This window comes from Enterococcus sp. AZ167 (genome assembly GCF_051714025.1).
Lineage (GTDB): Bacteria > Bacillota > Bacilli > Lactobacillales > Enterococcaceae > Enterococcus_D > Enterococcus_D casseliflavus.
Genome location: NZ_JBIORB010000001.1, coordinates 1019613 through 1045060, shown reverse-complemented (window position 1 = coordinate 1045060; position 25448 = coordinate 1019613). Strand labels below are relative to the sequence as shown.

The following is a 25448-nucleotide window of genomic DNA, read 5'->3' as shown; positions in this document are numbered from 1 at the left end:
AAGGAGGAGAATCATGGATTTTTTAGAAACGATCATCCAGAAAAAAGTTAAAGAAGTTGCCGCGATGCCACAAGAAACCGAAAAGGTCGTAGCGAAACGCCCATCATTTTATCAGCAAGTCAAGGAACGACCACAAAAGATGCACCTCATTGCTGAAATCAAGCGAGCTTCACCTTCAAAAGGAGACATTAATCAAGCGATCGACCCAGTCACGCAAGCGCAAGCTTATGAAGCCGCGGGTGTCAGCGGGATTTCCGTTTTGACCGACCAGCAGTTTTTCAAAGGCTCGCTGGCAGATCTTGAAGCAGTCAGTAAGGCTGTTTCGGTGCCTATACTATGCAAAGACTTCATTATCGACAAAAAACAATTGATTCGCGCCAAGAATGCAGGTGCCAGTATCGTTTTATTGATCGTGGCTGAGTTAGAGCCAGCCCGTTTTGTCGCGCTGTATCAAGAAGCCGAAGCACTAGGGTTGGAAGTACTCGTTGAGACTCATAATGCGGCTGAATTTCAACAAGCCCAAGCATTAGGTGCCAAAATCATCGGCGTCAACAATCGTGACCTAAAAACTTTTGACGTTTCCTTGGATGTCAGTGTTGCTTTAGCACCTCAGCCATCAGAGGCGGTTTATATCAGTGAATCTGGTATTCGAACTGCCGCAGATGTGCTGCAGCTTGCACCGTTTTATCATGGAGTCCTCGTTGGAGAAACGTTGATGAGAAGCAATCGAATTGCTGAAACAGCGGCAGATTTGCAGGTGAGCCGCCGATGACCAAAGTGAAAATTTGCGGACTCACCGAACGCCTGCATGTCGAAACTGCCATCAATGCAGGAGCAGATTACCTTGGCTTTGTTTTTGCCGAAAGCCGTCGGAGAATCGATCCGACCCAAGTCCGCAAGATAACGGAGCAAGTACCCGAAAATGTAGGGAAAGTCGGGGTTTTCGTTTCTCCAAGTGTTGAAGAAGTGCAAGCGGCAATTCAAGCCGCCCAACTGACAGCGATTCAGCTCCATGGAAAGGTTCTGCCATCTTTGCAAACAGCCATTCAGAAGGGCGTTTTTGCTCATCAAAAGATCGCAGTGATCCAAGCCTTTGATGGAGAAGCAGAAACTTTAAAGCAAGATTTCCTGAGCTGCGATGCAGATTTTGGTTTATTGGACGCTCCAGTAAGAGATCACCCTTATGCTGGCGGCAACGGCCAGTCCTTTGATTGGCAAAAAGCGGCGAGAGAACCGTTGCCGTTGTCTGAGCGATTTTTTATTGCTGGCGGGTTGCACGCGGAAAATGTAGAAGAGGCGATCCAACTTTTTAAGCCTTATGCTGTCGATGTTTCTTCAGGCGTGGAAACCCAGGGCAAGAAAGACAGTCGGAAAATCGAACAATTTATTCATTTAGTAAAGGAGAAAAAAAGATGACTCAGTATCCCACAAAAGCAGGGTTTTATGGTTCTTTTGGCGGACAGTTTGTGCCAGAGACATTGATGTATGCAGTCAAGCAATTGGAAACTGTCTATCGTGAAGCACAAACGGACGCAAGTTTTCAAACTGAATTACAGGAATATTTGCAAGAGTATGTAGGAAGAGAGACCCCCCTTTATCATGCCCAGCGCTTGTCACAACACTTAGGCGGTGCCAAAATTTATCTGAAGCGAGAAGATTTGAATCATACGGGTGCCCATAAAATCAATAATGCACTTGGCCAAGTCTTATTAGCAAAACGGATGGGGAAAAAGAAAGTGGTAGCAGAGACCGGTGCTGGACAGCATGGCGTCGCCACAGCGACTGCGGCAGCGTTATTCGGTATGGAATGCACGATTTTTATGGGCGCGGTAGATGTTCAGCGGCAAGCACTAAACGTCTTTCGAATGGAATTGTTGGGAGCAAAAGTGGTTTCAGTCACATCAGGCAATCAGACATTGAAAGATGCTGTCAATGAAGCGCTGCGCTACTGGGTCGCAACCGTCGAGGACACTCATTACGTGATGGGTTCGGTACTCGGTCCGCATCCTTTTCCAGAGATCGTTCGAGATTTTCAAAGTGTGATTGGCAGTGAGACACGGCGGCAACTATTAGAAAAAGAAGGACAACTGCCAACGATAGTCGTTGCGTGTGTTGGCGGCGGCAGCAATGCGATGGGAATGTTTTACCCTTTCATCAACGATCAAACCGTTCGTTTGATTGGCGTTGAAGCAGCTGGAAAAGGCGTGGATACTACCGAGCATGCGGCGACTTTAACGAAAGGCAGTATCGGTATTTTACATGGTACCAAAATGCATTTGCTGCAAGACGATGATGGGCAAGTGATTGAACCCTATTCGATTTCAGCTGGTTTGGATTATCCAGGGGTCGGTCCCGAGCATTCTTATTTGAAGGAAATTGCACGTGCGGAGTATTTCGCGGTCACTGATGAAGAAGCTGTTGACGCCTTTTATCTCTTGTCTCAAATCGAAGGCATTATTCCCGCTTTGGAAAGTGCTCATGCCGTTGCCTATGCTTTAAAGTTAGCGCCAACGATGACAGCAGAAGAACGCTTAGTGATCTGTTTGTCTGGGCGAGGGGACAAAGATGTTCAACAAATCAAAGATCGGAAAGGAGTAGCGAAATGACCAGCAAAACATTGACGATGAAACTAAAAGAGCGCCAAAAACGAGGCAAGCCATTGTTTGTACCTTATATTATGGCGGGAGCCAACGGACTGGAACGCCTGCCAGCAGAAATCGAACTGTTGACGACACATGGCGCAGCCGCCATTGAAATCGGCGTGCCCTTTTCAGACCCAGTCGCAGATGGAGCGGTCATCCAAGCAGCTGGAATGCAGGCATTAGCCAATGGCACCACTTTAAAAAAGATCATTGCTGCGCTGCAAACGATCCATTCTGAGGTTCCACTGGTATTGATGGGGTATGCCAATTCATTCTTTCATTATGGGATTGAACAGTTAGCAAATGAGTTAAAAACGACAAATGTGAAAGGGTTGATTATTCCAGATTTGCCTTTTGAACATCGATCGCTAGTAACGCCTACGTTTGATGCGGCGGATCTCGCGCTGCTCACACTGGTCTCTTTGACCAGTCCTCCAGACAGAATTCAGACGCTGATCGAAGAAGCGGAAGGATTCGTTTATGCTGTGACAGTGAACGGTGTCACTGGAGAAGATCGTCAATACAACGAACAGCTGGATCAGCATTTGCAAGCCATTTCGGAAAAAAGTCCGATTCCTGTACTAGCTGGTTTCGGGGTCTCGACCCACGCAGACGTGCAGCGCTTTGCCCGAGTGTGCGATGGGGTAGTGATCGGTTCAAAAATCGTAGCAGCCTTACAGAACGAGCCACTGCCTAAAGTCAGTGAGCTGTTAGCAGAACTTGTTGGTATTTCATAGAAAATCAATGTGAAGGAAAGAACCCGAGTTGGGTTCTTTTTTTTATGAGAAAACTAGTATTCGAGATACTGATGGGCTGCTATGGAAAAAAGAACACGATGTGTGAAGAGGAAAAAAGGCTGATGGAAGATCAACCTAAATTGTTGTGATTATGCCAGTGTATCGGTGTCGATGGTGACTGTCTCGCAAAAATGCCCTCTGCCCCCAACGTAAACACGTTGGATTTCCTTTCGCGAAGTCGTAATTAGTTTGACAAAGATTTCAGAAGGTTCACCTAAATTGCTGCCTTGTTCAAAGCGATACTCTTCTTTTTCGAGGGAACACTTTTGATACAAGAAGCAAGCCAAAGCGGCATTGGAAGTACCTGTGGCAGATTCTTCATTGATGTCAAACAGCTGACAATAAGAATAAATACGGAAACGATGATGCCAATGAAAGAAATTTGCTGAAGATTGAAGCGGATGGGAAGCGTTCGTTTGATTGCTTTTGATGAGGAAGGGAACAGGCTGCTGATTATTCACCAAATTGCTATGGCAAAAATCTAAATCAATTTGGCACAAGAACAAACAAAAACCGCCAAGAACAAGGGTTCTCGACGGTTAAATAACGTTCCAGGAGGGATTCGAACCCCCGACCGTTCGCTTAGAAGGCGAATGCTCTATCCGGCTGAGCTACTGGAACAAATAAATTTCAGCGAATGCTCACTTCGCCTAAGCTGTTGAAATCAATCAGCAACAAATAACATTATAGAAAAAGGGCGCAGCAATGTCAATCTCTTTTCGCCCTTTTCTTATTTTTTCTTTGAAAAAAGGAAGCGCAGCTGCCCTCAACCTTTCTCAGGTTCCTCAAGGATTACGCTATCTGCTTCTTTCGTAATGAGAATCACGCCATCTCCTAAAGGGACGAGGGTGGAGGTCAGCTGAGGATGGTTCATCACGGTATCCAAGAAAAGATTCAATTTGCGATGGATCGCTCGCTGGTTGCGAGGGATGTCTTCGATGGGTTGTAGAATCGTTCCAGCTTGAAACACGTCATCCACCATCAACACGCCGCCTTTTCGTAACAGACGCAGACATTCTGGTAAAAATTCAATGTATTTCGATTTGGCACTGTCCATGAAGATAAAATCATAAGGCCCACTCAATGTAGGCAGGACATCTGCGGCTTGTCCTTCTAATAGCGTGATTTTGTCTTCATTTCCTAAGCGAGCATAGGTTTCTTTGGCTTTGCGGATCATGACGTCAAAGCGATCGATCGTTGTGACATGACCTTCTTTCACACATTGTGCCATTAAGCTTGAAGAAAAACCGATCGCTGTGCCGATCTCAAGGATTTCTTTTGGCTGAAGCTGTCCCAATAAAAACTGCAAAAAGACCACAGTTTCATGTGGGATGATTGGCACTTCTTTTTCATGAGCGGCTTGCTCGATTTCACCAAGTTCGCCGGGTAATTGTTTTTGTTTTTCACGCATAAACGCCACTAGTTCTGGTTTGACTACTGGACGATGCATCATTTCGTTGCGCATCTTCATCCTCCTCATTTATCGCTGCCCCTTATTATACGAATAACTCACCTTAAGTTCAATCTTTTCGAGTCTTTGGAACAACAAAAAAACCAGTCATACGACTGGCAGGATAAAGGGGTGAAAAATATTTTTGGGATATTTCTATCATAACGGTGTTATGTGGAGGTTTGGTTAAAATCCTGTGAAGATCTCGTCAGGTTCTGCTTAAATTTTCATCAAGGAAGAAAAGCAACCCATCATCAGGGCGAAAACGAACTTTTTATCGAAATATTCAGAAAATTCAGGGAAAAGTGTTGACAGAGGAACCTGCTGTTTGGTATCTTCATAACAAGATAAAAAAAGTGATAGGTGACGACGATGGATAAACGATTGAAACAAACAGCTGCATTTTTATTATTATCGTAAGGACTCTTTTTCTATGACCCGCCTTTTTAAGGCATCATTTGAAGAGTCCTATTCGCATTGCATGAAGGAAACCCTTTATGGAGTGCTTTTTTTATACCATTTTTTCAATTTGTTTGAATGAGGTCGCGCCAAGCGTGCCCCTACCACTGCCAAGGAGGAAATAGTGATGAGAAAAATCCAGTTTTTTGACACCACATTGAGAGACGGTGAACAGACGCCGGGAGTCAACTTCAATACAAAAGAGAAGGTTCAACTGGCGCTGCAATTAGAAAAATGGGGGATCGATACGATCGAAGCAGGCTTTCCGATTGCATCAGAAGGAGACTTTCAAGCAGTCCAAGCGATTGCTGGGGCGGTGACGAAAATGACCGTTGCAGGACTTGCCCGTTGTCAGAAAAAAGACATTGATCGTGCCTATGAAGCTCTTCATCAAGCCATCGATCCCCAGATCCATGTCTTTTTAGCAACGAGTGAGGTGCATCGCCAGTACAAGCTGAATATGACGAAAGCAGAAGTACTCGCTTCCATTAAAGAACATGTGGCTTATGCCCGTGAACGCTTTGAAAAAGTTCAATTTTCGCCAGAAGATGCCACCCGCACCGATAAGGCCTTCTTGCTTGAGGCGGTTCAAACAGCGATTGATGCCGGCGCGACGATCATCAATGTGCCCGATACAGTAGGGTTTACCAATCCTACGGAATATGGTGCGCTTTTTGCCTATTTGATCGCCAATATCAAGAGTGAGCAGCCGATCATTTTTTCTTCCCATTGTCATGATGACTTGGGAATGGCGACAGCCAATGCGCTGGCAGCTATCGAAAATGGTGCTGATCGGGTGGAAGGAACGATCAACGGGATCGGCGAACGAGCGGGCAATACCGCACTAGAAGAAGTGGCGCTGGCGTTGCATATACGCAATGATTTCTATCAGGCTACCTCCAACATCAAGTTAAACGAAACAAAACGCACCAGCGATCTGGTGGCACGTTTGTCTGGGATCACGGTACCGAAAAACAAAGCGATCGTCGGCGGCAATGCCTATGCTCATGAATCTGGGATTCATCAAGATGGCGTCTTGAAAAATCCTGAAACTTACGAAATCATTACCCCGCAATTGGTAGGCGTACAAACCAACTCACTGCCTCTTGGCAAACTTTCTGGCCGCCATGCGTTTGTCGATAAAATGCAGCAGCTGGGGTACCAGTTTGACCAAGAAGAAACCAATGAATTGTTTAAACGCTTCAAAGAGTTGGCAGATAAGAAAAAGCAAGTGACCGAACAAGATTTGTTAGCGTTGGTGGCTGACCAGGGCCGCAGCCAAGAAGATGGCTGCGAGTTGGAGTCAGTTCAGCTGCAATACGTGTCCAATGGCCATCAAGGAGCGGTGGTTTCTATCATCAAAGACGAGGAAAAACAAGTGGCATCAGCTATCGGTGCCGGCAGTATCCAAGCTATCTACAACTCGATCGATCAGATTTTCCAGCAGCAGCCGAAGTTGTTGAACTATGAGATCACTGCCTTGACCAGTGGGGAAGATGCGCAAGCGGAAGTGCACGTGGTTATTGAATGCCAGGAAACCAATGAAAAAATCAGCGGGATCGGCTTAGACTTTGATGTCTTGCAGGCGTCAGCCAAAGCCTATGTACAGGCTAGCGCAGCTCTAAAGAATCGAGGTGTCCTTGTTTGAAAAAGATCGTGGTTTTAGCAGGAGATGGCATCGGACCAGAAATTATGGCCAGTGCGCTTGCGGTATTGAAAGCGGCTTGTCCAGACCATCTCCAACGCTTTCATTTTGACCAGCGGCCATTTGGTGGTGCGGCGCTGGCACTTACTGGAGAGCCATTGCCGCAAGAAACACTACAAGCTTGCCAGCAGGCGGATGCGATCCTTTTAGGAGCCATTGGTGATCCAGTTTGGGGAAACGCACCGATAACACCCGAGAAAGGACTTTTGAATTTGCGTCAAGCGTTAGGGCTATACGCCAATATTCGACCTATCAAAGTAGTTGATGCGGTGATTGCTTTGTCTCCCATTAAAGAAGCGATCCTTCGGGGGACAGATTTTGTCATCGTTCGTGAGTTGACTGGCGGTATTTATTTTGGCGAAAAAGCAGAAAAACCTGAAGAAGCCTACGACATCAATCATTATCATCAAGCAGAGATTCGACGGATTTTGCGTAAAGCCTTTGAGATCGCCCGCACGCGGAAGAAGCGGGTTCTCTCTGTCGATAAAGCAAATGTGTTGGCGACTAGCCGACTTTGGCGACGATTAGCGGAAGAAACGGCACAGGAATTCCCAGATTGTCAGTTGACTCATCAATATGTTGATTCCGCCGCTATGAAAATCATCCAAAATCCCAAAGACTTTGATGTAATCGTGACAGAAAATCTCTTTGGCGACATTTTAAGTGATGAAGCCTCGGTTTTGCCAGGGTCATTAGGGGTGCTGCCCAGCGCAAGTCATGGCGCAGAAGGGGTTTCTTTATATGAACCGATTCATGGCTCTGCACCTGATATCGCTGGGCAAAATTGCGCCAATCCGGTTTCCATGATTTTATCTGTCGTCATGATGCTAAGAGAGTCCTTTCAAGAGGAAGAGCTGGCGGATACCATCGAAAGTGCTTGTTACGAGGTAATGAATGCGGGGATCTTGACCCGTGATCTAGGTGGTACAGCAACAACAACTGCCTTTACAGAAGCGGTTATTGCACAGTTAGGAGTGAGCAATTATGGGGAAAACGCTGTTTGATAAACTATGGGATCGGCATGTCATCACAGGAGAAGAAGGGCAAGCGCAGCTGCTTTATGTCGATCTGCATATGATCCATGAAGTGACGACACCGCAAGCCTTCGAAGGATTATGGCAAGCGGGACGGACCGTCCGTTGTCCCGAAAAAACCTTCGCAACGATGGATCACAACGTGCCTACCAAAGATATTTTTACCATTACTGATCTGGTTGCAAAAAAGCAAATGGACACGTTACGTAAAAACTGTCAAGATTTTGGGATCGAATTGTGTGACAATGGCTCTGCCAACCAAGGAATCGTCCACATGGTTGGCCCAGAAGTTGGCTTGACCCAACCAGGGAAAACGATCGTTTGCGGGGATTCCCACACTGCCACCCATGGTGCTTTCGGTGCGATCGCGTTTGGGATCGGTACGAGTGAAGTAGAGCATGTCTTTGCGACACAGACGATTTGGCAGACAAAACCGAAACGCATGGGAGTTGAGATTACCGGTCACCTGCAGCCGGGAGTGTACGCCAAAGATATTATTTTGGCATTGATCGCGACCCATGGCACTGATTTTGGTGGTGGCTATGCCGTAGAATTCTTTGGCGAAACGATCCGTAGCCTGACGATGGAAGAACGCATGACCATTTGCAATATGTCGATCGAAGGTGGGGCGAAAATGGGCTTGATCGCACCTGATGAAACGACCTTTGCTTATGTGAAGGATCGACGCTTTGCGCCGCAAGCGTTTGCCAGTGCGGTGTCTGATTGGCAAACCCTTTATACCGATGAAGATGCTAACTATGATGCCCTGATCACCCTAGACGCAACAACCTTAGAACCCTATATCACTTGGGGAACCAATCCAGAAATGGGGGTACCAGTCAGCGAAGCGTTTCCTGAAGTGCGGGATCACAATGATCAGCAAGCCTATGAATATATGGCGCTGCAACCTGGACAGACAGCTGCTGATATCCCCATTGAATACATTTTTATTGGATCGTGTACCAATGGTCGTTTGTCTGATCTGCAAGAGGCAGCGGCGATTTTGAAAGGTCAGACCATCAAAGAAGGGGTCACTGGTATTATCGTTCCTGGTTCACGCCCTGTTCGTAAAGCAGCGGAAGCGATCGGTTTAGACAAAGTCTTTATTGACGCTGGTTTTGAATGGCGGGAGCCTGGCTGTTCCATGTGCTTAGGAATGAATCCTGATAAAGTACCAGAAGGCGTCCACTGTGCCTCCACATCAAACCGCAATTTTGTTGGACGGCAAGGGAAAAACGCGCGGACGCACCTCTGTAGTCCAGCGATGGCGGCAGCAGCTGCGATTCATGGGCGCTTTGTCGATGTACGAGAAGTGGTTGGAGGTGTTGGTTAATGGAAGCTTTTACGCAATTTGAAGGTACGACGCTGCCTTTGATGAATGACAATATCGATACCGATCAAATCCTACCGAAAAATTATTTGAAACGCGTTGAAAAAACGGGCTTTGGCGAATTTTTATTTGACGATTGGCGCTATTTGCCGCAACGCAAGCCTAATCCAGCATTTATCTTGAATGATCCAGCATATCAGACCGCTCAAGTCCTCGTCACTGGTGATAATTTTGGTTCTGGCTCTTCACGAGAGCACGCGGCATGGGCGCTGTTGGATTACGGCTTTAAAGCCGTGATTGCTGGCAGCTTCGGTGATATTTTCTATATGAATGCCACCAAAAACGGGCTGCTGCCCATCGAGCTGCCATTGGATGTTCGCCAAAGGATCGCCTCGCTGCCTGCTTCTGAAAAAATCAGCATCGACTTGCCGAGGCAATGTGTGATCGTTGCTGGGGAGGAGCATTTCTTTGCAATCGATGCTACCTGGAAACACAAATTGATCCACGGTCTCGATGAGATCAGTATCACGTTGCAGGAAGAGGCGAAAATCACCGCCTATGAGCAGACGATTCCAGCGTATTGGCAGTAGGGCTAGCGGACTGGTCGTTATTCGTCGGCTGGTATTTGTGAGAGGATGTTTCTTAACCCTCGCCAATCGGCTTCGATTTGCGGAGTCAACGTTCGATTGTAAAAGATCGCAGCGGGATGATACATCGGCACGATCAAATATTCTTTTTCCGACCAGTTATAGCCATCTTTTGTTGGATTGCTTTCTTGTATTTTGGAACGGATCACTTCGCCATGGTGATCTTTGATATAATAGGCGTTGCCTAATAATCGCTGCAGTCCGATATTGCCAACAGTTGCAATGACAGGCGGATCTACAACGGACAACTCGTAGTCAAGCAGCGGTGCGTGTAGCAAGACTTCTTTTTTGGTAGGTGTCCGATTGGGATGGACGATCTCATGGGCACCGCTGCGCTTGTTGATCCGTTCTTTGACGGAGTATGGTCGGCTGCGAACAGCGCTGGTGATGTAGACATCCTCACGGGTCAATCCGGCTAAAGCCAACGATTTCATCAATTCTTTTCCTGCTTGTCCGCTAAAAGGAATAAAATTCTCGATTTCGGTTCGTCCAGGGGCTTCCCCGACGATCATCAATTTGGGCTGCAGCGGTCCTTGACCGGGAACAAATCCTTCCAACGGATAACTGCGGGACGCCTGTTGAACGGCAGTGGCTAATTCTTTGGGGTATTGCATGAAAACTCCTCCAATTCTGTTTCACTTGTGCTCTTTCTTCTATAGTAATAGAAAATAAAAAATGCACAAAAGGAAATGACTAGTAGCAAAAGAATTCTGTCTTTTCCTTAATTAGTGATTGACTTTAGGAAAACATTTTGATAAAGTTAATCTGTTGTAATTGTGGACTCCACAGCTACAACCGCACAGAACAAGTAGTAAGTACGAAAGTCACTTGGGATGGCGAGTCTAAGTATATTATAAGGAGGTGCTGTAGAGCATGTACGCAATTATCAAAACTGGTGGGAAACAAGTAAAAGTTGAAGTGGGTCAAGCAATCTACGTTGAAAAATTAGACGTTGAAGCTGGACAAAAGGTTACTTTTGATGAAGTTATCTTAGTAGGTGGCGAATCAACAAAAGTTGGTGCCCCAATCGTTGCAGGAGCAACTGTTGAAGGGACTGTTGAAAAACACGGCAAACAAAAGAAAGTCGTAACTTTCAAATACAAACCTAAAAAACATTCACACCGTAAACAAGGTCACCGTCAACCTTACACAAAAGTTGTTATTGACGCGATCAACGCTTAATTCTTACGAAAAGCAGGGTAACGAATATGATCAAAGGGACATTCAAACGAAATGACTCTGGTCGGATTGTTTCTTTTGAACTAGCTGGACACGCACAAGCAGGAGAATACGGCAAAGACATCGTCTGTGCTGCAGCATCCGCTTTAGCGATCAGTGCAGTCAATGGGATCGATGCTTTGGCTGGCGTTGCGCCAAAAGTTGAAGCAGATAACGAAAATGGTGGGTACTTATTAGTCACACTGCCTTCTCGTTTGACCCAAGAGCAGTCGAATATCGCACAAATTCTTTTAGAAAATTTGTTGATCGGCTTGCAATCAGTTCAAGAAGAGTACAACGATTATATCCAAATCAAAACTACTAAAGAAAACTAGGAGGTGCATCTCATGTTGATGAAAATGAATTTGCAATTCTTCGCTCACAAAAAAGGTGGGGGTTCTACTTCTAACGGACGTGACTCTCAATCAAAACGTTTAGGTGCGAAACGTGCTGACGGTCAAACCGTTTCAGGCGGATCAATCCTTTATCGCCAACGCGGTACTAAAATTTACCCAGGGGTAAACGTAGGTATCGGTGGAGATGATACATTGTTTGCAAAAGTTGACGGCGTTGTTCGTTTCGAACGTAAAGGCCGCGACAAAAAACAAGTATCTGTTTATCCAGTAGCGCAAGAAGCATAAGAAAATGACATCCAGATTACGTAAAAGTAACCTGGGTGTTTTTTTATACACCAATGAAAACGTTTTAACGAAATAGTTATTTGTAATGGCTTAGATAAGGAGAGAAGCAATGATTCAATTAAAAGAAATCACGAAGGAAAACTATCGTGCGTGCATGAATTTGAAGACAACGAAGGAGCAAGAAGACTTTGTTGCGCCCAATTGGTACTCAATGTTAGAGGCGATCTATGAGGAACCTCGTCAGGCATTTGCCCTATACAATGGTGAGGAAATGGTCGGCTTTATCCTATTTAGTTTTTACGAGGCGGATGAGGATTATCCAAAAGCTTCGTGGTGGATCGAGCGGTTTATGATCGCAGAAAAATTCCAAAATCAAGGGTTAGGCACTCAGGCGTTTCTTGCTGGGTTAGATTGGTTCAAAACCCATATCCAAGCGCGAGAATTAAGGATCTCCGCTGTGGATGGCAACGAGATCGCAACGAAGCTTTACGAACGCAATGGCTTTGTTTTGACGGGTGAAATGATTGAGAACGAGCATGTACTCTTGTTGCAGCTGCCAACGGATCAAGGGTAAATGACTCTTTTTACAGTAAGAGAATGAGGTCAAAAGCAGAGGTTCTTAAGGGAATCCTCTGCTTTTTTTGTATTGTTTCGTAAAAAAAAGTGTGCGGTCATCTTCTGGTTAGACGTTTCAAGAAAATTTGTGCACTCGGGGTAAGAATGACGAGTATGTCCATGCTTTGTTGTTCACAAAGTTCCTTTTGCTGTTAACAGAATCTTTACACGTTGACAACACAAACCTTATATTCATTTGATACTCTGAGGAAGTAGAACAAATGGAAAGAAACTTTCGAAAAACGTTGATTATTGAGAATGTGCTCACGAATGATTTCGGTCAAAACACGAACATTGTCAAAAAAGAAAACGTTCGTAATTCGAAAAAGATTGTTTTTAATTCGGTCGTTTTTTATAATCAAAAAGGAAAGTTCGGAATTCCATGAGTTCGATTTTTTATATGAAAAGGAGAAAAAGTGATGAAAGTTTGGAAGAAAACGGCAATGTTTGGTTTAGGTTTGGTGGCAGCAGTTACGCTGGCGGCATGTGGCTCAGGTGGAGCAAGTACTGACTCGGCGGCTGAGGAAGCAGGATATGTACCAGAAAAGTTGACCGTTCAATTTGTCCCATCACAAGCAGCAGAAACATTAGAAGCAAAAGCAAAACCACTTGAGCAATTGTTAAGTGATGAATTGGGGATTCCAGTTACAGTGAGTGTTTCCACTGACTACAATACAATCGTCGAAGCAATGGCTTCGAAACAAGTAGATGTCGGCTTTTTACCGCCGAATGCCTATGTTTTAGCAAATGAGCAAAGCAATGTAAAGGTGTTATTGCAAGCACAGCGTTATGGCATCAAGCAGCCTGGTGGCGAATCAACGGATGAATTGGTTGATAGCTATCGTTCAATGATCGTCGTAAAAAGCGGCAGCGACATCAAAGAGTTGGAAGATTTAAAAGGCAAAACGATTGCCACACAAGATGTTACTTCTTCTGCCGGTTATGTTTGGCCAGTAGCAGAAATGAAAAAAGCAGGCATCGATATCAATACGGATGTGACGACTGTTCAAGTCAAAGGCCATGACCAAGCGGTCTTATCAGTCTTGAATGGCGACGTTGATGCGGCGTTCGTTTTTGAAGATGCCCGTAACACGGTCAAAAATGATTACCCAGAAATCATGGATGAGGTAGAACCAATGTACTTTACCGAACCGATTCCGAACGATACGATCAGTGTTCGCAGCGATATGAGTGAAGAATGGGACAAAAAAATCCAAGATGCCTTTATCGCGATCGGAAAAGATGAAGAAGGAAAACAAATCATCTCTGATATTTACTCTCATGAAGGATACGTTGTTTCACAAGACAGCAATTTCGACATCGTAAGAGAGTATGCGGAACAAGTCGGACAATAATTAATAGATGAATAGATCGGGAGGGTACCGGTAGTTGAGGTACCCTTTTCGAATGGACAGCAATTTTTACCTAATGGAAAGAAAGTAGGAGAATCATGGCTCTAGAGAACGAAACGATTATTTCATTTCAGAATGTGACCAAGCAATACCCAAATGGGGTGTTGGGGTTGAAGGACTTGAACATCGATATCAAAAAAGGGGAATTTGTCATCGTAGTGGGCTTATCCGGTGCAGGTAAATCGACGATGCTGCGCTCCATCAATCGACTGCACGAGATCACAAGCGGCGAGATTTTAATCGATAAAAAGTCGATCACAAAAGCAAAAGGAAGAGAGCTGCGCTTGATTCGTCGAGACATTGGCATGATTTTCCAAAGCTTCAATTTGGTGAAACGTTCGAGTGTCTTGCGAAACGTCTTAACGGGGCGGGTGGCTTATCATCCCACGATCAAAATGCTGCTGGGTCTGTTTCCGCAAGCGGACAAAGAGTTGGCGTATCAATCACTGCAGCGGGTCAATTTAGCAGAAAAAGTCTATACCCGAGCCGATGAATTGTCTGGCGGTCAGCAGCAGCGGGTTTCGATTGCCCGGGCGTTGACGCAAGAGCCGAAGATTATTTTAGCGGATGAACCAGTTGCTTCATTGGATCCGTTAACCACTGAAAAAGTCATGAATGACTTAAAACGGATCAATCAAGATCTGGGGATCACCATCGTTGTCAATTTACATTCTGTCCAATTGGCAAGAGAATATGGCACGCGGATCATCGGCTTGCGAGACGGAGGCTTGGTTTTTGATGGCCCTGTCAGTGAAGCGACCGATCAACGATTGAAACAGATTTATGGCAGCGAGATCATGGAAGAGCAGGAAGGGGCGGGACAATGACGACAAATACGTTGCCGAAACGCAGCGGACTATGGAAAAATGTTCTTTGGCTCGTCATTTTTTTAGTGGTATTGTTCGTTAGCGGCTCTATTTCAGGTGTTGATTTGGCACGGTTCTTTAGCAATAGCAGTCAAATGAATGTCATCTTACAAAAGATGGCTCATCCTGATTGGGCATATGCCAAAATCATTGTTGAGCCGATTTTGCAAACGATCCAAATGGCGATCATCGGCACAACCTTTGGTGCACTGGCGGCCTTTCCGTTTTCACTTTTAGCAGCACGAAATATCATGACCAATCATTGGATCAGTGGTTGTTTCCGTTTTGTTTTGAATATCATTCGCACGGTACCTGATTTGATGCTGGCGGCTTTATTTGTTGCCATTGTCGGAATTGGTCCCGTTGCAGGGGTGATCTCCATCTCTGTGTTTTCTTTTGGGATGATCACCAAATTGTTTTATGAATCGATTGAAACGATTGATGAAGGGCCGATCGAAGCGATCACGGCTTCTGGAGGATCGAAGTTTGATATCATCCGCTATGCAGTCGTACCGCAAGTCATGAGTCATTTTCTTAGTTACTTGCTTTATGCCTTTGAGATCAATGTGCGGGCATCGACGATTCTTGGGTATATCGGCGCAGGCGGAATCGGTGTTTTCTTACAACGATCTTTAAGCCAATTTCGCTATGACCAGACGTCGATCATCGTCTTAGTGATTTTTGCAGTTGTTTTGGTGATTGATACCATTAGTAATAGATTAAGGGAGCGATTATTATGATGTTGCCAGCAGAACCGAAAAAGAAAAAAATACGGAATTGGCTGATCGCTGTAGTCGTTATCCTCCTTTATATCTGGGCTTTTGCTGGCGTGCCTTTTGCTGGTGTTAAAGAAAATGTCGGTCAAATTGTCGGCTCGATCTTTTATGGCCTGATCCATCCTGATTGGGGCTATGTTTATACCGGTGATGGCGAAGATTTGATCAGTCTGATGATCGAAACCGTCGCGATTGCCTTTGTTGGGACCTTTTTGTCATCGATTTTAAGTATTCCTTTTGCTTTTTGGGCGGCGCGCAGCAAAAACAGCCCTCGCTGGTTATCGGGGTTTGGGAAAATCGTGCTGACGGCGATTCGAACGTTTCCAGAAATCGTCTTAGCCATCATGTTTATCAAAACGGTAGGTCCTGGCTCCTTTGCTGGTGTCTTGGCGGTCAGTGTCCATTCCATTGGGATGCTGGCAAAGCTTTACAGCGAAGCGATCGAAAACATGGACCATGGTCCCTCGGAATCCGTCATTAGTGCGGGAGGAAGCCGCTGGGATGTATTAGGCTTTGCGACATTGCCGCAACTGATCCCAGAATTTCTTTCTTTTACCTTGTATCGATTTGAACTGGCTGTCCGTTCAGCTTCGATCTTAGGGATCGTAGGGGCAGGTGGGATCGGTACACCGATGATCTTTGCCATCAATGCGCGTTCATGGAGCCGTGTAGGGATCATTTTATTAGGGATCGTGGTGACGGTCACGATCATTGATTTTATTTCTGGGCGTTTGCGTAAACGATTGGTTTAATAAAATGAAATGAGTACTCGAAAAAACACAGTCTGATTAGGCTGTGTTTTTTTTGTAGGGGGATAGGCGGAGGTCGTTTAAGACAGGTTTCGTGAAACTTGTTATACTGGATTCATAGAAAATGAACCCAAACAAGGAGGCTGTTTTATGAAAGCATTATTGATCGTCAATCCAAGCTCTGGTGGGGAACAGGCCCAAGAATATGAGCAGCTGGCAGAAGAAAAGTTGCGGGAAGCTTTTTCAGAAGTCGTGGTCAAACATACCGAAACAGAAGGAGATGCCACACGTTTTGCCTCTGAAGCGGTAGCAGAATTTGACAGTGTCTTCGCAATGGGCGGTGATGGTACCGTCAATGAAGCGGTCAATGGCTTAGCTCCTCATGACAAACGACCAAATTTCGGTTTCTTCCCGCTGGGAACAGTAAATGATTTAGCCAGAGCATTAGCGATTCCACTAGATCCTAAGGAAGCCATCGAATCATTTGCAGTGGATCACACCCGCAAAATCGATATTGGTCAGGTCAATCAAGCCTATTTTACCAATGTGGTGGCGATCGGTATGATTCCAGCAGCGATCAACAACGTAGAGGTCGAAGAAAAAACGAAGCTAGGAAAAATGGCCTATTTTGTTTCTGGTCTACGGGAAGTGCGGAAAAATGAAAGTCATCCGTTTGAAGTGACCGCCGAAAATAATGGCGAAAAAACGACGATCGCTGTGGAAAGCAGTACGATGATCGTTGGGTCATCCAATACGATCGGCGGTTTCGAATCTCTTTTGCCTAAAGCGAGTACCGATGACGGCAAATTGCATCTGATCTACTTGAAGGATACGAATCTTTGGGAGACCGTCAAAAGTGTCCCAGAGCTTCTCAAAGGGGTGACAGAATCAAATGATGTTCTTGGCTATCAAACCCTTGATAAAGCTGCGATTCGTTTGACGGATGGGGCAACGATCGAAACGAATGTCGATGGTGATCCAGGACCTGAATTGCCAATCACAGTAGCGGTACTGCCACAACATCTTACCGTGTATTGCGGAGCTGAAAAAGCCCGCTAAATCATTTATAACTAGGAAACGATCCGTCAAAAGCGGATTGTTTTTTTTGTTCAGAAAGAGTATACTGGGAAAAAATTTACTGAAAGAAGGGATTCTATGACGATACGTTCTGCCACGATTGCAGATGCCCAAGCCTTGACAGCAATCTATGCTTATTATGTAGAAAATACACCGATTACCTTTGAAACGGAGGTGCCATCGGTTCAAGAATTCGCGGAACGCATCGCCAAGACCTTGAAACGCTACCCGTATCTCGTTGCAGAAGAGGCTGGTGAAATCGTCGGTTATGCCTATGCGTCAGCTTATAAAGAACGGGCTGCGTACGATTGGACCGTTGGAGTAACCGTTTATTTAGCACCGGATGCCAAAGTAAAAGGGCTCGGCACCGCTCTTTATCAAGCGCTTGAAGAAAAATTAAAAGCGCAAAACGTAGTCAATCTGACTGCATGCATTACAGGAGGCAATCAACAAAGCGAGGCTTTTCATGAGAAGCTTGGGTATCGGAAAGTTGCTGATTTTGCGCAGGTCGGCTATAAGTTCAATCAATGGCACGATGTGATTTGGATGCAAAAAGAACTGCAATGGTTTCCTGAGAAGGTACCAGCGTTCATTCCCAATGAAAAAGCCTAACGCATCCTGACTTTTGAATATCTTTTTTTGGCAAAATGCTTTATGCTGAGAGTAGCATGTGATAGGACGTTCTATTGCTCTTTCGAACAAAGTATTTTGCTTTTTCTGTGCGGAAAAAAAGTTGCTTTTTTATAGAAAAATGAGTAAAGTATTCAAGTGGAAAAAACAAGGAGGCGAAGCTGTTGGGCAAGCGAATCGAACGGATTTATCAATATATCGTCGAAAATACGATGAGCGGCTTAGGGGAAAAGAAAGGGTTGTCTACTTCAGAAGTTGCCGATCATTTAGCCATTCAGCGCAGTAATGCCAGTAAAGATTTAAATAAGCTTGTCAAAGAAGGGCGCGTCGAAAAAAGCGACTCGCGGCCTGTTCGCTACTGGGCGGCAGGGGTCGATCCCAGCAGTAGGGAAAAGTATGTGCCAAGCTACAAAGAAAGTCGCCCGCAAAGAGAAAAAGCCTTCCCTCAACGGGTACAAGGAAAACCCTCTGACCGAGATATTTTTGCGACGATCATCGGTGCCAACGGAAGTATGAAAAATGCCGTTGAGCAGGCGAAAGCAGCGATCTTGTATCCGCCAAAAGGGCTAAACTGCTTGATCACAGGGCCTACTGGTTCTGGGAAAACCTACTTTGCCCATGCAATGTTCCAGTTTGCCAAAAGCAATCAAGTAATTGCCGATGACAAAGAATTGATCGTCTTTAACTGTGCCGACTATGCAAATAACCCAGAGCTTTTGATGAGCCATTTGTTTGGTTATGTACGGGGGGCATTTACGGGTGCCGATCAAGAGAAGATCGGTATTATTGATCAAGCGGATGAGAGTATGTTGTTTCTCGATGAGATCCATCGATTACCGCCAGAAGGGCAAGAAATGATTTTTTACTTTATGGACCATGGAACCTTTAGCCGTCTGGGAGAGACGGGCAAAAATCATCAAGCGAATGTCCGAATCGTTGGAGCGACTACCGAAGACCCCAACTCAACGCTATTAGATACCTTTACCCGACGCATTCCTATCAATATTCAACTGCCCTTCTTTGAGAAACGACCCGCATCAGAAAAAGTCGATCTCGTTCGGGTGTTAGTCGGGCAAGAGGCGTCCCGTATTCAGCGGACGATCACCTTGACAGAAGATGTAGTCAAAGCGTTGATCGGCAGTGTCAGTTTTGGGAATATCGGTCAATTGAAATCCAATGTCCAGCTCGTCTGTGCACGGGGCTTTTTGAATCATATGCAACAAGATGAGATTGAGATCGATTTGATCGATTTGCCAGAAGGGATTCGTTCTGGATTGATCGTTTTGGGGAATCGCCGCAATGAGCTGGCGGAGCTTTCTAAAATCCTTGAACCGAAGATCAGCATTCAACCGAATCAAAACTTAAACAATATTCAATCAGATTCCTATGAATTGCCTTACAATCTCTACGACATCATCGGGGATAAAGCAGCCTTATTAAAAGCAGATGGTTTGGATCAAGAAGCAATCAATCATTTTATTTCAACCGATATCAATGTTCATTTGAAATCTTTTTATAAAGATCACGGCTTCTCTTTTAATTCTGTTAATAAACTAAGTGAATTTGTCGATCAGAAAGTGATCAGTGTAACAAATCAAATTTATGAGATGGTTCGGAAACGGTTGAATTACGATTTCCAGCAAAACTTTATTTACGCGATGAGTTTGCATATCAGTTCTTTTTTGAAAAAGATCCATCTGGGAGAAGAACGGCAAACCAACGACAACATTCGTCAAATGGTGGCGGATTACCCCCAAGAGTTCGAAGTTGCCAAAGAAGTCCGCGACTTCATCGGCGACAGCTTTCACGTGGCGATTCCTGAAAGTGAATCCTATTACTTGGCAGTTCTATTGGTTTCACTGCGTACGACACATTCCTCTGGGAAAATTGGTGTCGTTGTGGCAGCTCACGGCAACAGTACGGCTAGTAGTATGGTACAAGTAGTCAAGCAGCTGTTGGAAGTCGATCAAGTGACAGCGGTGGACATGCCATTAGATATGCCACCGGCTGTGGCGTTGAAAAAAATCGTGGATAGTGTACGAGCAGTCAATGACGGCAGTGGGGTGATCCTCTTAGTTGATATGGGGTCCTTAGCGACCTTTAATAATGAAATCCAGCGAGAAACGGGTGTGGCTGTTCGAACAGTCGATATGGTGACTACCTCCATCGTCCTTGAGACGGTCCGTAAAGCATCAGTGATCGGCACGGACCTCGATCAGCTCTATGATTCATTACGGAAGTTCCGCGGATACGGAGCGGTCACTGTGGAAGAACCAGTGACACAAAACCACCACCCTAAAGCGATTCTAGCGGTCTGCGCTTCGGGAAAAGGGACAGCGCAGCGCATCAAAGAATTGATCCAAAGCTCATTGTCGAAACGCCAAAATCAAAATGTTGACGTAGTTACCTTATCGGTGGCGGATCTGAGAACGGACTTGGATCAGATTCAACAGCGCTACCGGCTGATTGCCGCAACGGGGATCATTGATCCGCATATCGATGCACCGTTTATTTCATTAGAACGTTTTATCGACCAAGATGTTGATCTTTTGTTGGATGATATCTTATTGGAAAACGATTTGAGTTTTGAAGATGAAGTGCAGCTAGATGATCGGCAGGCAAAGGAAATCTGTGTTCGGTATTTAGAGGAAAACTTTACCTATATCAATGCGAAAAAAGTGGTAGAGCCGTTGTGGAAATTTGGCGAAGAGATCATTCACGATTTGGATTTGGTAGGGGCGCAGCAAGGCTTTCAGATCAATTTTGTGATGCATGGCGCAGGTATGCTGGAGCGGATCTTATTGCGTCAACCATTGACTGTTTCCGAAATTGATTTAGCAGCGATGGAGGAGAATCCTCTTTACGGCCAATTGCATGTGCATGTCCAATCATTTTCGCGCTTGATGAATATCGAAGTGCCGAAGACAGAAGAGTATTACCTGCTGGAGCTGATCAAAAACCATCACGAAAAAGAAATGTATTTTTAAATCCTGCAAATAATACAGATACACTAAAAAAGATACAGTATTTTTTAGTGTATCTTTTTTAGTGTATTATCCGAATGCTGATTCTTAAGGTTTTTTCAAGAATAGTGTATCGGAAAAACTTGGCACGCTTCTTGCTTCTATATAAGTGGATACAGGAGGTGATTGAAAAAAGAACAGATCCTCAATATGAAAAGCGGATCGATGGATGTAGGAGGCTTGCACAATGGGAATGGATATACGTCTTGCCCGAATCGACGATCGGTTGATTCATGGTCAGGTCGCCACAGCTTGGTCGAAAATGACTGGTATCAATCGAATCATCGTGGTCAGTGATGAGGTCGCAAATGATCAATTACGGAAGTTTCTCTTGAAAGAAGCTGCTCCACCAGGAATCAAATCCAATGTGGTGACAGTAGCAAAAATGCTTGAGGTGGCGCATAACACATTATTTAATTCGCAAAAAGTCATGTTATTATTTACCAACCCTCAAGATGTCGTGACTCTGGTCAAAGGAGGCATTGACATTCGTTCCGTCAATATCGGCGGCATGAGCTTTTCAATGGGAAAACGGATGATCACTAATTTCGTGTCAGTCAATGATCAAGATCTTGCTTCGCTGCTTTATTTGCAAAATCAAGGCATAGAAGTAGAGATACGCAAAGTTCCAGCTGATCGTAAAATCTTTTTGAAGGATATTTTGGAAAAAGAAGGTAGTCACCCTTAATTTTTTCGATGTTGTTTTTTCTTTCGTATTCGTGTCACATTTTTCAATTTTGATATAGGAGGTAAAAAGATGGTAGGAATTATCCTAGCAAGTCATGGAGAATTTGCTAACGGCATTTTGCAATCTGGTTCAATGATCTTCGGCGAACAAGAAAATGTTAAAGCTGTTACATTGATGCCAAGTGAAGGTCCAGATGACATCAAGGCAAAAATGCAAGAAGCAATTGCTACATTTGACGATCAAGAAGAAGTATTATTCTTAGTTGATCTTTGGGGTGGTACTCCTTTCAACCAAGCAAACAGCTTGTTTGAAGATCACAAAGACAAATGGGCAATCGTTGCTGGTATGAATTTACCAATGGTGATCGAAGCCTATGCTTCACGTTTTTCAATGAACACTGCGCATGAAATCGCTGCGCACATCGTTGAAACAGCTAAAGAAGGGGTTAAGGTCAAACCAGAAGAGCTTGAACCAGAAGAAGCGACAGCACCAAAAGCTGTGCAAGACGATCAACCTAAAGGATCACTTCCTCCGGGAACTGTTCTAGGCGATGGCAAAATCAAAATCGTGCTTGCGCGTGTGGATTCTCGTTTGCTACATGGTCAAGTCGCTACAGCTTGGACAAAATCAGTTAATCCATCTCGGATCATCGTTGTTTCTGATGCAGTTGCAAAAGATGATTTGCGTAAAAAACTGATCGAACAAGCAGCTCCTCCAGGAGTAAAAGCGAACGTCATTCCAGTGGACAAAATGATCGAAGTTTCTAAAGACCCTCGTTTCGGGAATACGAAAGCTTTACTATTATTTGAAAACCCACAAGATGTGTTGCGTGCAGTTGAAGGTGGCGTTGACATCACTGAGGTGAACGTTGGTTCAATGGCTCACTCTGTTGGGAAAGTTGTTGTAAGTAAAGTATTGTCGATGGGTACGGACGATGTGAAGACATTTGAAGATCTAAAAGGACGCGGCATCAAATTTGATGTACGTAAAGTGCCAAATGACTCTCGAGACAACATGGACGAAATCTTACGCAAAGCCAAAAATGAATTGGCGAATAAATAGAAACGTATTCAACTAAATAGGAGGTCTATCATGACTATTATATCTATGGTATTAGTAGTACTCGTTGCCTTTTTAGCTGGTATGGAAGGAATCTTGGATGAATTCCAATTCCATCAACCGCTAGTCGCGTGTACTTTGATCGGTTTAGTGACCGGTAATTTGGAAGCATGTATCATTTTGGGCGGATCATTACAAATGATCGCACTTGGATGGGCAAATATCGGTGCCGCTGTTGCACCTGATGCTGCATTGGCGTCTGTTGCATCTGCAATTATTTTAGTTTTAGGTGGACAAGGAACTGCTGGTGTTGATACAGCGATTGCCGTTGCGATCCCTCTAGCTGTTGCTGGTTTGTTCTTGACAATGATCGTTCGTACATTGGCTGTGCCAATCGTTCACTTTATGGATGCTGCTGCTGAAGAAGGCAACATTCGTAAAATCGAAATGTGGCATGTGATCGCTGTATGTATGCAAGGGGTTCGTATTGCGATTCCTGCAGCTGCATTGTTGGCAATTCCTGCTGCAACTGTTCAAAACTTCTTAGAATCAATGCCTGCATGGTTAACTGATGGTATGGCTATCGGTGGTGGTATGGTCGTTGCCGTTGGTTATGCAATGGTTATCAACATGATGGCAACTCGTGAAGTATGGCCATTCTTCATTATCGGTTTCGTTATCGCAGCTATTTCTCAATTGACATTGATCGCTATCGGTGCTTTGGCAGTAGCAATCGCATTGATCTACTTGAACCTAACTAAAATGGGCGGATCATCAAATGGAGGCGGCGGCAGCAACACTGGCGACCCTCTAGGCGATATCTTGAATGACTATTAGAATCGAAGGAGGAGAAAAAAATGGCAGAAAAAATTCAATTAAATAAAAAAGATCGTTTAGCCGTAGCATGGCGCTCTACCTTCATTCAAGGTTCATGGAACTATGAACGTATGCAAAATGGTGGTTGGGCATTCTCAATGATTCCAGCAATCAAAAAATTATACAAAACAAAAGAAGACCGTGCCGCTGCATTGAAGCGTCACTTAGAATTCTTTAACACTCACCCATATATCGCATCGCCAATCTTAGGGGTAACATTAGCCTTAGAAGAAGAACGTGCCAATGGCGCGCCTGTTGATGACGTAGCGATCCAAGGGGTAAAAGTTGGGATGATGGGTCCTTTAGCCGGTGTCGGTGACCCTGTGTTCTGGTTTACTGTACGTCCGATGTTAGGTGCTCTAGGTGCTTCTCTTGCTTTAGCTGGAAACATCTTAGGTCCAATCATCTTCTTCGTTGCATGGAACATCATCCGTTGGGCATTTATGTGGTACACACAAGAATTCGGCTATCGTGCTGGTTCAAAAATCACTGATGACCTTTCAGGCGGATTGTTGCAAGATGTGACAAAAGGTGCTTCAATTTTAGGGATGTTCGTATTAGGGTCACTCGTTCAGCGTTGGGTATCGATCTCATTTGCGCCAGTTGTCTCAAGCGTACCGCTTGATGAAGGTGCTTATGTCGATTGGGCGAACTTGCCTTCAGGCTCTGCTGGTTTGCAACAAGCCTTCCAACAAGTTGCTGAAGGCCGTGCGTTGACTGATACAAAAGTAACAACATTGCAAAACAACTTGGATCAATTGATTCCTGGTCTAGCTGCACTATTGCTTACTTTATTATGTATGTGGTTATTGAAGAAAAAAGTTTCTCCAATCATCATTATTATCGGTCTATTCTTAGTCGGTATCGGTGGACACTTGATCGGATTGTTATAATCTTTTCAATGAAAGGTGCTTGGGGCAACCCAAGTACCTTTTTATTTATTCGCCAAACCTGCTGCAAACACGTATAATAAGATAATAAGATAATAAGACGATATAGAATGGAGTAAGCGCAAATGGTACAATCTCTTAATACAAAAGTGGATTTGACGATCGATGCTACGTCTTTTTTAGGGATCAATGAGTACGGCAAAATCATGATCGGCGATAAAGCCTTTGAGTTTTACAATGACCGTGACAAACGCAAGTTTATTCAGATCCCATGGGAAGATGTCGACTATGTGATCGCTTCGGTCATGTTCAAAGGCCGTTGGATACCACGCTATGCGATCCGCACCAAAAAGAATGGCACGTATACCTTCTCCTCAAAAGAACCAAAAAAAGTCTTGCGAGCGATTCGTGAATACGTCGATCCAGACCATATGGTGCATTCATTAGGCTTTTTTGATGTATTGAAACGAGCCTTCACTCGCAGAAAATAACAAGAGAGCATATATTTTTCCAATTGATTCTCAATATGGTACCCTTTTTATAAGAAAGTTTAGGAGGGGTTAGTATGCACTTTTTATGGACATTGATCGTAGGAGCGGTCATCGGTTCAATCGGTGGTGCCATTGCAGGCGAAAAACGCGGTTGTATTTTTGATATCGTTGCAGGACTTGTAGGCGCATCGATTGGTCAAGGCCTTTTTGGCACTTGGGGACCGCAAGTAGCAGGAATGGCTATCGTGCCTGCGATTATCGGCGCAGTCATTTTCGTGGCAGTCGTATCGTTCTTTTTGGGACGTAAAAGATAATTATCAAAAAAGCAATTCATTGATTGAATTGCTTTTTTTGTGCACGGACGCCATCATTT

Annotated in this window: 27 protein-coding genes, 1 tRNA gene, 1 pseudogene and 1 other annotated feature; of the genes and pseudogenes, 25 read left to right on the top strand and 4 right to left on the bottom strand. The window is 44.7% G+C overall.

Annotated elements, in window-relative coordinates:
• Positions 1–13 precede the first annotated feature (13 nt).
• The 4 genes from trpC to trpA are packed head-to-tail and all read left to right on the top strand — an operon-like array spanning position 14 to position 3379.
• The gene (trpC, locus tag IGJ05_RS04930; protein ID WP_317755945.1) at positions 14–772 is read left to right on the top strand and encodes an indole-3-glycerol phosphate synthase TrpC; all 759 of its coding nucleotides are present in this window, start codon (positions 14–16) and stop codon (positions 770–772) included.
• The gene (locus IGJ05_RS04925) at positions 769–1416 is read left to right on the top strand and encodes a phosphoribosylanthranilate isomerase (protein ID WP_225000753.1); all 648 of its coding nucleotides are present in this window, start codon (positions 769–771) and stop codon (positions 1414–1416) included. Before trpC ends, IGJ05_RS04925 begins: the two co-directional genes overlap by 4 nt.
• Positions 1413–2606 (top strand): tryptophan synthase subunit beta, encoded by a 1194-nt coding sequence (trpB, locus tag IGJ05_RS04920; RefSeq protein WP_225000754.1) that lies wholly within the window; start codon positions 1413–1415, stop codon positions 2604–2606. The genes IGJ05_RS04925 and trpB overlap by 4 nt, the downstream gene beginning before the upstream one ends.
• The gene (gene trpA / locus IGJ05_RS04915; RefSeq protein ID WP_332282595.1) at positions 2603–3379 is read left to right on the top strand and encodes a tryptophan synthase subunit alpha; all 777 of its coding nucleotides are present in this window, start codon (positions 2603–2605) and stop codon (positions 3377–3379) included. The genes trpB and trpA overlap by 4 nt, the downstream gene beginning before the upstream one ends.
• Before the next feature lie 149 nt (positions 3380–3528).
• Here the strand turns inward: trpA and IGJ05_RS04910 are convergent.
• The 3 genes and pseudogenes from IGJ05_RS04910 to IGJ05_RS04900 form a co-directional block, all read right to left on the bottom strand.
• Positions 3529–3786, bottom strand: a pseudogene (locus IGJ05_RS04910) (PhzF family phenazine biosynthesis protein); the annotation flags it as partial.
• 200 nt (positions 3787–3986) lie between these two features.
• Positions 3987–4060: transfer RNA gene (locus IGJ05_RS04905), tRNA-Arg, on the bottom strand.
• A gap of 145 nt (positions 4061–4205) precedes the next feature.
• Complete coding sequence (locus IGJ05_RS04900; protein WP_005225745.1) at positions 4206–4904, bottom strand: O-methyltransferase; 699 nt, start codon at positions 4902–4904, stop codon at positions 4206–4208.
• A gap of 571 nt (positions 4905–5475) precedes the next feature.
• On the opposite strand from IGJ05_RS04900, the gene IGJ05_RS04895 reads away from it, so the two are divergent.
• Genes IGJ05_RS04895 through leuD form a run of 4 tightly spaced genes read left to right on the top strand, consistent with a single transcriptional unit; the run spans position 5476 to position 10007 of the window.
• Positions 5476–6996, top strand: coding sequence for a 2-isopropylmalate synthase (locus IGJ05_RS04895; RefSeq protein ID WP_086338358.1), 1521 nt, complete (start codon positions 5476–5478; stop codon positions 6994–6996).
• Positions 6993–8057: a 3-isopropylmalate dehydrogenase gene (leuB, locus tag IGJ05_RS04890; RefSeq protein WP_225000758.1), complete on the top strand. Its 1065-nt coding sequence runs from the start codon at positions 6993–6995 to the stop codon at positions 8055–8057. The genes IGJ05_RS04895 and leuB overlap by 4 nt, the downstream gene beginning before the upstream one ends.
• Positions 8038–9420: a 3-isopropylmalate dehydratase large subunit gene (leuC, locus tag IGJ05_RS04885; RefSeq protein WP_317755951.1), complete on the top strand. Its 1383-nt coding sequence runs from the start codon at positions 8038–8040 to the stop codon at positions 9418–9420. The genes leuB and leuC overlap by 20 nt, the downstream gene beginning before the upstream one ends.
• Positions 9420–10007: a 3-isopropylmalate dehydratase small subunit gene (leuD, locus tag IGJ05_RS04880; protein ID WP_016610311.1), complete on the top strand. Its 588-nt coding sequence runs from the start codon at positions 9420–9422 to the stop codon at positions 10005–10007. Before leuC ends, leuD begins: the two co-directional genes overlap by 1 nt.
• A 17-nt stretch (positions 10008–10024) precedes the next feature.
• Here the strand turns inward: leuD and IGJ05_RS04875 are convergent, their stop codons facing one another.
• Positions 10025–10678 (bottom strand): uracil-DNA glycosylase, encoded by a 654-nt coding sequence (locus IGJ05_RS04875; RefSeq protein WP_225000760.1) that lies wholly within the window; start codon positions 10676–10678, stop codon positions 10025–10027.
• A 169-nt stretch (positions 10679–10847) separates the two neighbouring features.
• Positions 10848–10918: a sequence feature (ribosomal protein L21 leader region), on the top strand.
• 19 nt (positions 10919–10937) lie between these two features.
• On the opposite strand from IGJ05_RS04875, the gene rplU reads away from it, so the two are divergent.
• The 17 genes from rplU to IGJ05_RS04790 all read left to right on the top strand — a co-directional run bounded on the left by rplU (position 10938) and on the right by IGJ05_RS04790 (position 25389).
• Complete coding sequence (rplU, locus tag IGJ05_RS04870) at positions 10938–11246, top strand: 50S ribosomal protein L21 (protein WP_005225751.1); 309 nt, start codon at positions 10938–10940, stop codon at positions 11244–11246.
• Positions 11247–11272: 26 nt separating this feature from the next.
• Positions 11273–11617 (top strand): ribosomal-processing cysteine protease Prp, encoded by a 345-nt coding sequence (locus tag IGJ05_RS04865; RefSeq protein ID WP_005225752.1) that lies wholly within the window; start codon positions 11273–11275, stop codon positions 11615–11617.
• 12 nt (positions 11618–11629) lie between these two features.
• Positions 11630–11923, top strand: a complete 294-nt coding sequence (gene rpmA, locus IGJ05_RS04860) for a 50S ribosomal protein L27 (protein ID WP_003126181.1) — start codon at positions 11630–11632, stop codon at positions 11921–11923.
• 109 nt (positions 11924–12032) lie between these two features.
• Positions 12033–12497, top strand: coding sequence for a GNAT family N-acetyltransferase (locus IGJ05_RS04855; RefSeq protein ID WP_225000762.1), 465 nt, complete (start codon positions 12033–12035; stop codon positions 12495–12497).
• A 460-nt stretch (positions 12498–12957) separates the two neighbouring features.
• Positions 12958–13893 carry a phosphate/phosphite/phosphonate ABC transporter substrate-binding protein gene (gene phnD, locus IGJ05_RS04850; protein WP_005235326.1) on the top strand — a complete coding sequence of 312 codons (936 nt, stop codon included), beginning with the start codon at positions 12958–12960 and terminating at the stop codon, positions 13891–13893.
• A gap of 95 nt (positions 13894–13988) precedes the next feature.
• On the top strand, positions 13989–14777 hold the full coding sequence (phnC, locus tag IGJ05_RS04845; protein WP_317755954.1) for a phosphonate ABC transporter ATP-binding protein: 789 nt from the start codon (positions 13989–13991) through the stop codon (positions 14775–14777).
• Positions 14774–15556 carry a phosphonate ABC transporter, permease protein PhnE gene (gene phnE / locus IGJ05_RS04840; RefSeq protein WP_005235330.1) on the top strand — a complete coding sequence of 261 codons (783 nt, stop codon included), beginning with the start codon at positions 14774–14776 and terminating at the stop codon, positions 15554–15556. Before phnC ends, phnE (IGJ05_RS04840) begins: the two co-directional genes overlap by 4 nt.
• The gene (phnE, locus tag IGJ05_RS04835) at positions 15553–16344 is read left to right on the top strand and encodes a phosphonate ABC transporter, permease protein PhnE (protein WP_010747988.1); all 792 of its coding nucleotides are present in this window, start codon (positions 15553–15555) and stop codon (positions 16342–16344) included. Before phnE (IGJ05_RS04840) ends, phnE (IGJ05_RS04835) begins: the two co-directional genes overlap by 4 nt.
• Positions 16345–16491: 147 nt before the next feature.
• The gene (locus tag IGJ05_RS04830) at positions 16492–17400 is read left to right on the top strand and encodes a diacylglycerol/lipid kinase family protein (protein WP_225000763.1); all 909 of its coding nucleotides are present in this window, start codon (positions 16492–16494) and stop codon (positions 17398–17400) included.
• A 96-nt stretch (positions 17401–17496) separates the two neighbouring features.
• A complete protein-coding gene (locus tag IGJ05_RS04825; protein WP_317755955.1) occupies positions 17497–18030 on the top strand; it encodes a GNAT family N-acetyltransferase in 534 nt (177 codons plus the stop codon).
• A gap of 230 nt (positions 18031–18260) precedes the next feature.
• A complete protein-coding gene (locus IGJ05_RS04820; RefSeq protein ID WP_060792504.1) occupies positions 18261–21035 on the top strand; it encodes a sigma-54-dependent transcriptional regulator in 2775 nt (924 codons plus the stop codon).
• 229 nt (positions 21036–21264) lie between these two features.
• Positions 21265–21759 (top strand): PTS system mannose/fructose/N-acetylgalactosamine-transporter subunit IIB, encoded by a 495-nt coding sequence (locus IGJ05_RS04815; RefSeq protein WP_225000789.1) that lies wholly within the window; start codon positions 21265–21267, stop codon positions 21757–21759.
• A gap of 69 nt (positions 21760–21828) precedes the next feature.
• Positions 21829–22821, top strand: coding sequence for a mannose/fructose/sorbose PTS transporter subunit IIA (locus IGJ05_RS04810; protein WP_005225763.1), 993 nt, complete (start codon positions 21829–21831; stop codon positions 22819–22821).
• A gap of 30 nt (positions 22822–22851) precedes the next feature.
• On the top strand, positions 22852–23655 hold the full coding sequence (locus IGJ05_RS04805) for a PTS mannose/fructose/sorbose transporter subunit IIC (RefSeq protein WP_005225764.1): 804 nt from the start codon (positions 22852–22854) through the stop codon (positions 23653–23655).
• Between the two features lie 20 nt (positions 23656–23675).
• Positions 23676–24587, top strand: a complete 912-nt coding sequence (locus IGJ05_RS04800) for a PTS system mannose/fructose/sorbose family transporter subunit IID (protein ID WP_005225765.1) — start codon at positions 23676–23678, stop codon at positions 24585–24587.
• Between the two features lie 122 nt (positions 24588–24709).
• Entirely contained in the window at positions 24710–25075 is a 366-nt protein-coding gene (locus IGJ05_RS04795) for a DUF956 family protein (protein WP_005225766.1), read from the top strand.
• 74 nt (positions 25076–25149) lie between these two features.
• Positions 25150–25389, top strand: a complete 240-nt coding sequence (locus tag IGJ05_RS04790) for a GlsB/YeaQ/YmgE family stress response membrane protein (RefSeq protein WP_005225767.1) — start codon at positions 25150–25152, stop codon at positions 25387–25389.
• The last annotated feature ends 59 nt before the right edge of the window (positions 25390–25448 follow it).

Bases quoted from the DNA above. Each gene is read 5' to 3' on its own strand.
- IGJ05_RS04815 (WP_225000789.1), top strand. From the start codon at position 21,265: ATGGATATACGTCTTGCCCGAATCGACGATCGGTTGATTCATGGTCAG.
- IGJ05_RS04895 (WP_086338358.1), top strand. From the start codon at position 5,476: ATGAGAAAAATCCAGTTTTTTGACACCACATTGAGAGACGGTGAACAG.
- phnD (WP_005235326.1), top strand. From the start codon at position 12,958: ATGAAAGTTTGGAAGAAAACGGCAATGTTTGGTTTAGGTTTGGTGGCA.
- trpC (WP_317755945.1), top strand. From the start codon at position 14: ATGGATTTTTTAGAAACGATCATCCAGAAAAAAGTTAAAGAAGTTGCC.
- rpmA (WP_003126181.1), top strand. From the start codon at position 11,630: ATGTTGATGAAAATGAATTTGCAATTCTTCGCTCACAAAAAAGGTGGG.
- IGJ05_RS04820 (WP_060792504.1), top strand. From the start codon at position 18,261: ATGAGCGGCTTAGGGGAAAAGAAAGGGTTGTCTACTTCAGAAGTTGCC.
- IGJ05_RS04790 (WP_005225767.1), top strand. From the start codon at position 25,150: ATGCACTTTTTATGGACATTGATCGTAGGAGCGGTCATCGGTTCAATC.
- IGJ05_RS04810 (WP_005225763.1), top strand. From the start codon at position 21,829: ATGGTAGGAATTATCCTAGCAAGTCATGGAGAATTTGCTAACGGCATT.
- trpB (WP_225000754.1), top strand. From the start codon at position 1,413: ATGACTCAGTATCCCACAAAAGCAGGGTTTTATGGTTCTTTTGGCGGA.
- IGJ05_RS04830 (WP_225000763.1), top strand. From the start codon at position 16,492: ATGAAAGCATTATTGATCGTCAATCCAAGCTCTGGTGGGGAACAGGCC.
- IGJ05_RS04800 (WP_005225765.1), top strand. From the start codon at position 23,676: ATGGCAGAAAAAATTCAATTAAATAAAAAAGATCGTTTAGCCGTAGCA.
- IGJ05_RS04855 (WP_225000762.1), top strand. From the start codon at position 12,033: ATGATTCAATTAAAAGAAATCACGAAGGAAAACTATCGTGCGTGCATG.
- IGJ05_RS04825 (WP_317755955.1), top strand. From the start codon at position 17,497: ATGACGATACGTTCTGCCACGATTGCAGATGCCCAAGCCTTGACAGCA.
- IGJ05_RS04900 (WP_005225745.1), bottom strand. From the start codon at position 4,904: ATGCGCAACGAAATGATGCATCGTCCAGTAGTCAAACCAGAACTAGTG.
- leuD (WP_016610311.1), top strand. From the start codon at position 9,420: ATGGAAGCTTTTACGCAATTTGAAGGTACGACGCTGCCTTTGATGAAT.
- phnE (WP_005235330.1), top strand. From the start codon at position 14,774: ATGACGACAAATACGTTGCCGAAACGCAGCGGACTATGGAAAAATGTT.
- IGJ05_RS04875 (WP_225000760.1), bottom strand. From the start codon at position 10,678: ATGCAATACCCCAAAGAATTAGCCACTGCCGTTCAACAGGCGTCCCGC.
- IGJ05_RS04795 (WP_005225766.1), top strand. From the start codon at position 24,710: ATGGTACAATCTCTTAATACAAAAGTGGATTTGACGATCGATGCTACG.
- IGJ05_RS04925 (WP_225000753.1), top strand. From the start codon at position 769: ATGACCAAAGTGAAAATTTGCGGACTCACCGAACGCCTGCATGTCGAA.
- phnC (WP_317755954.1), top strand. From the start codon at position 13,989: ATGGCTCTAGAGAACGAAACGATTATTTCATTTCAGAATGTGACCAAG.
- IGJ05_RS04805 (WP_005225764.1), top strand. From the start codon at position 22,852: ATGACTATTATATCTATGGTATTAGTAGTACTCGTTGCCTTTTTAGCT.
- trpA (WP_332282595.1), top strand. From the start codon at position 2,603: ATGACCAGCAAAACATTGACGATGAAACTAAAAGAGCGCCAAAAACGA.
- IGJ05_RS04865 (WP_005225752.1), top strand. From the start codon at position 11,273: ATGATCAAAGGGACATTCAAACGAAATGACTCTGGTCGGATTGTTTCT.
- phnE (WP_010747988.1), top strand. From the start codon at position 15,553: ATGATGTTGCCAGCAGAACCGAAAAAGAAAAAAATACGGAATTGGCTG.
- rplU (WP_005225751.1), top strand. From the start codon at position 10,938: ATGTACGCAATTATCAAAACTGGTGGGAAACAAGTAAAAGTTGAAGTG.
- leuC (WP_317755951.1), top strand. From the start codon at position 8,038: ATGGGGAAAACGCTGTTTGATAAACTATGGGATCGGCATGTCATCACA.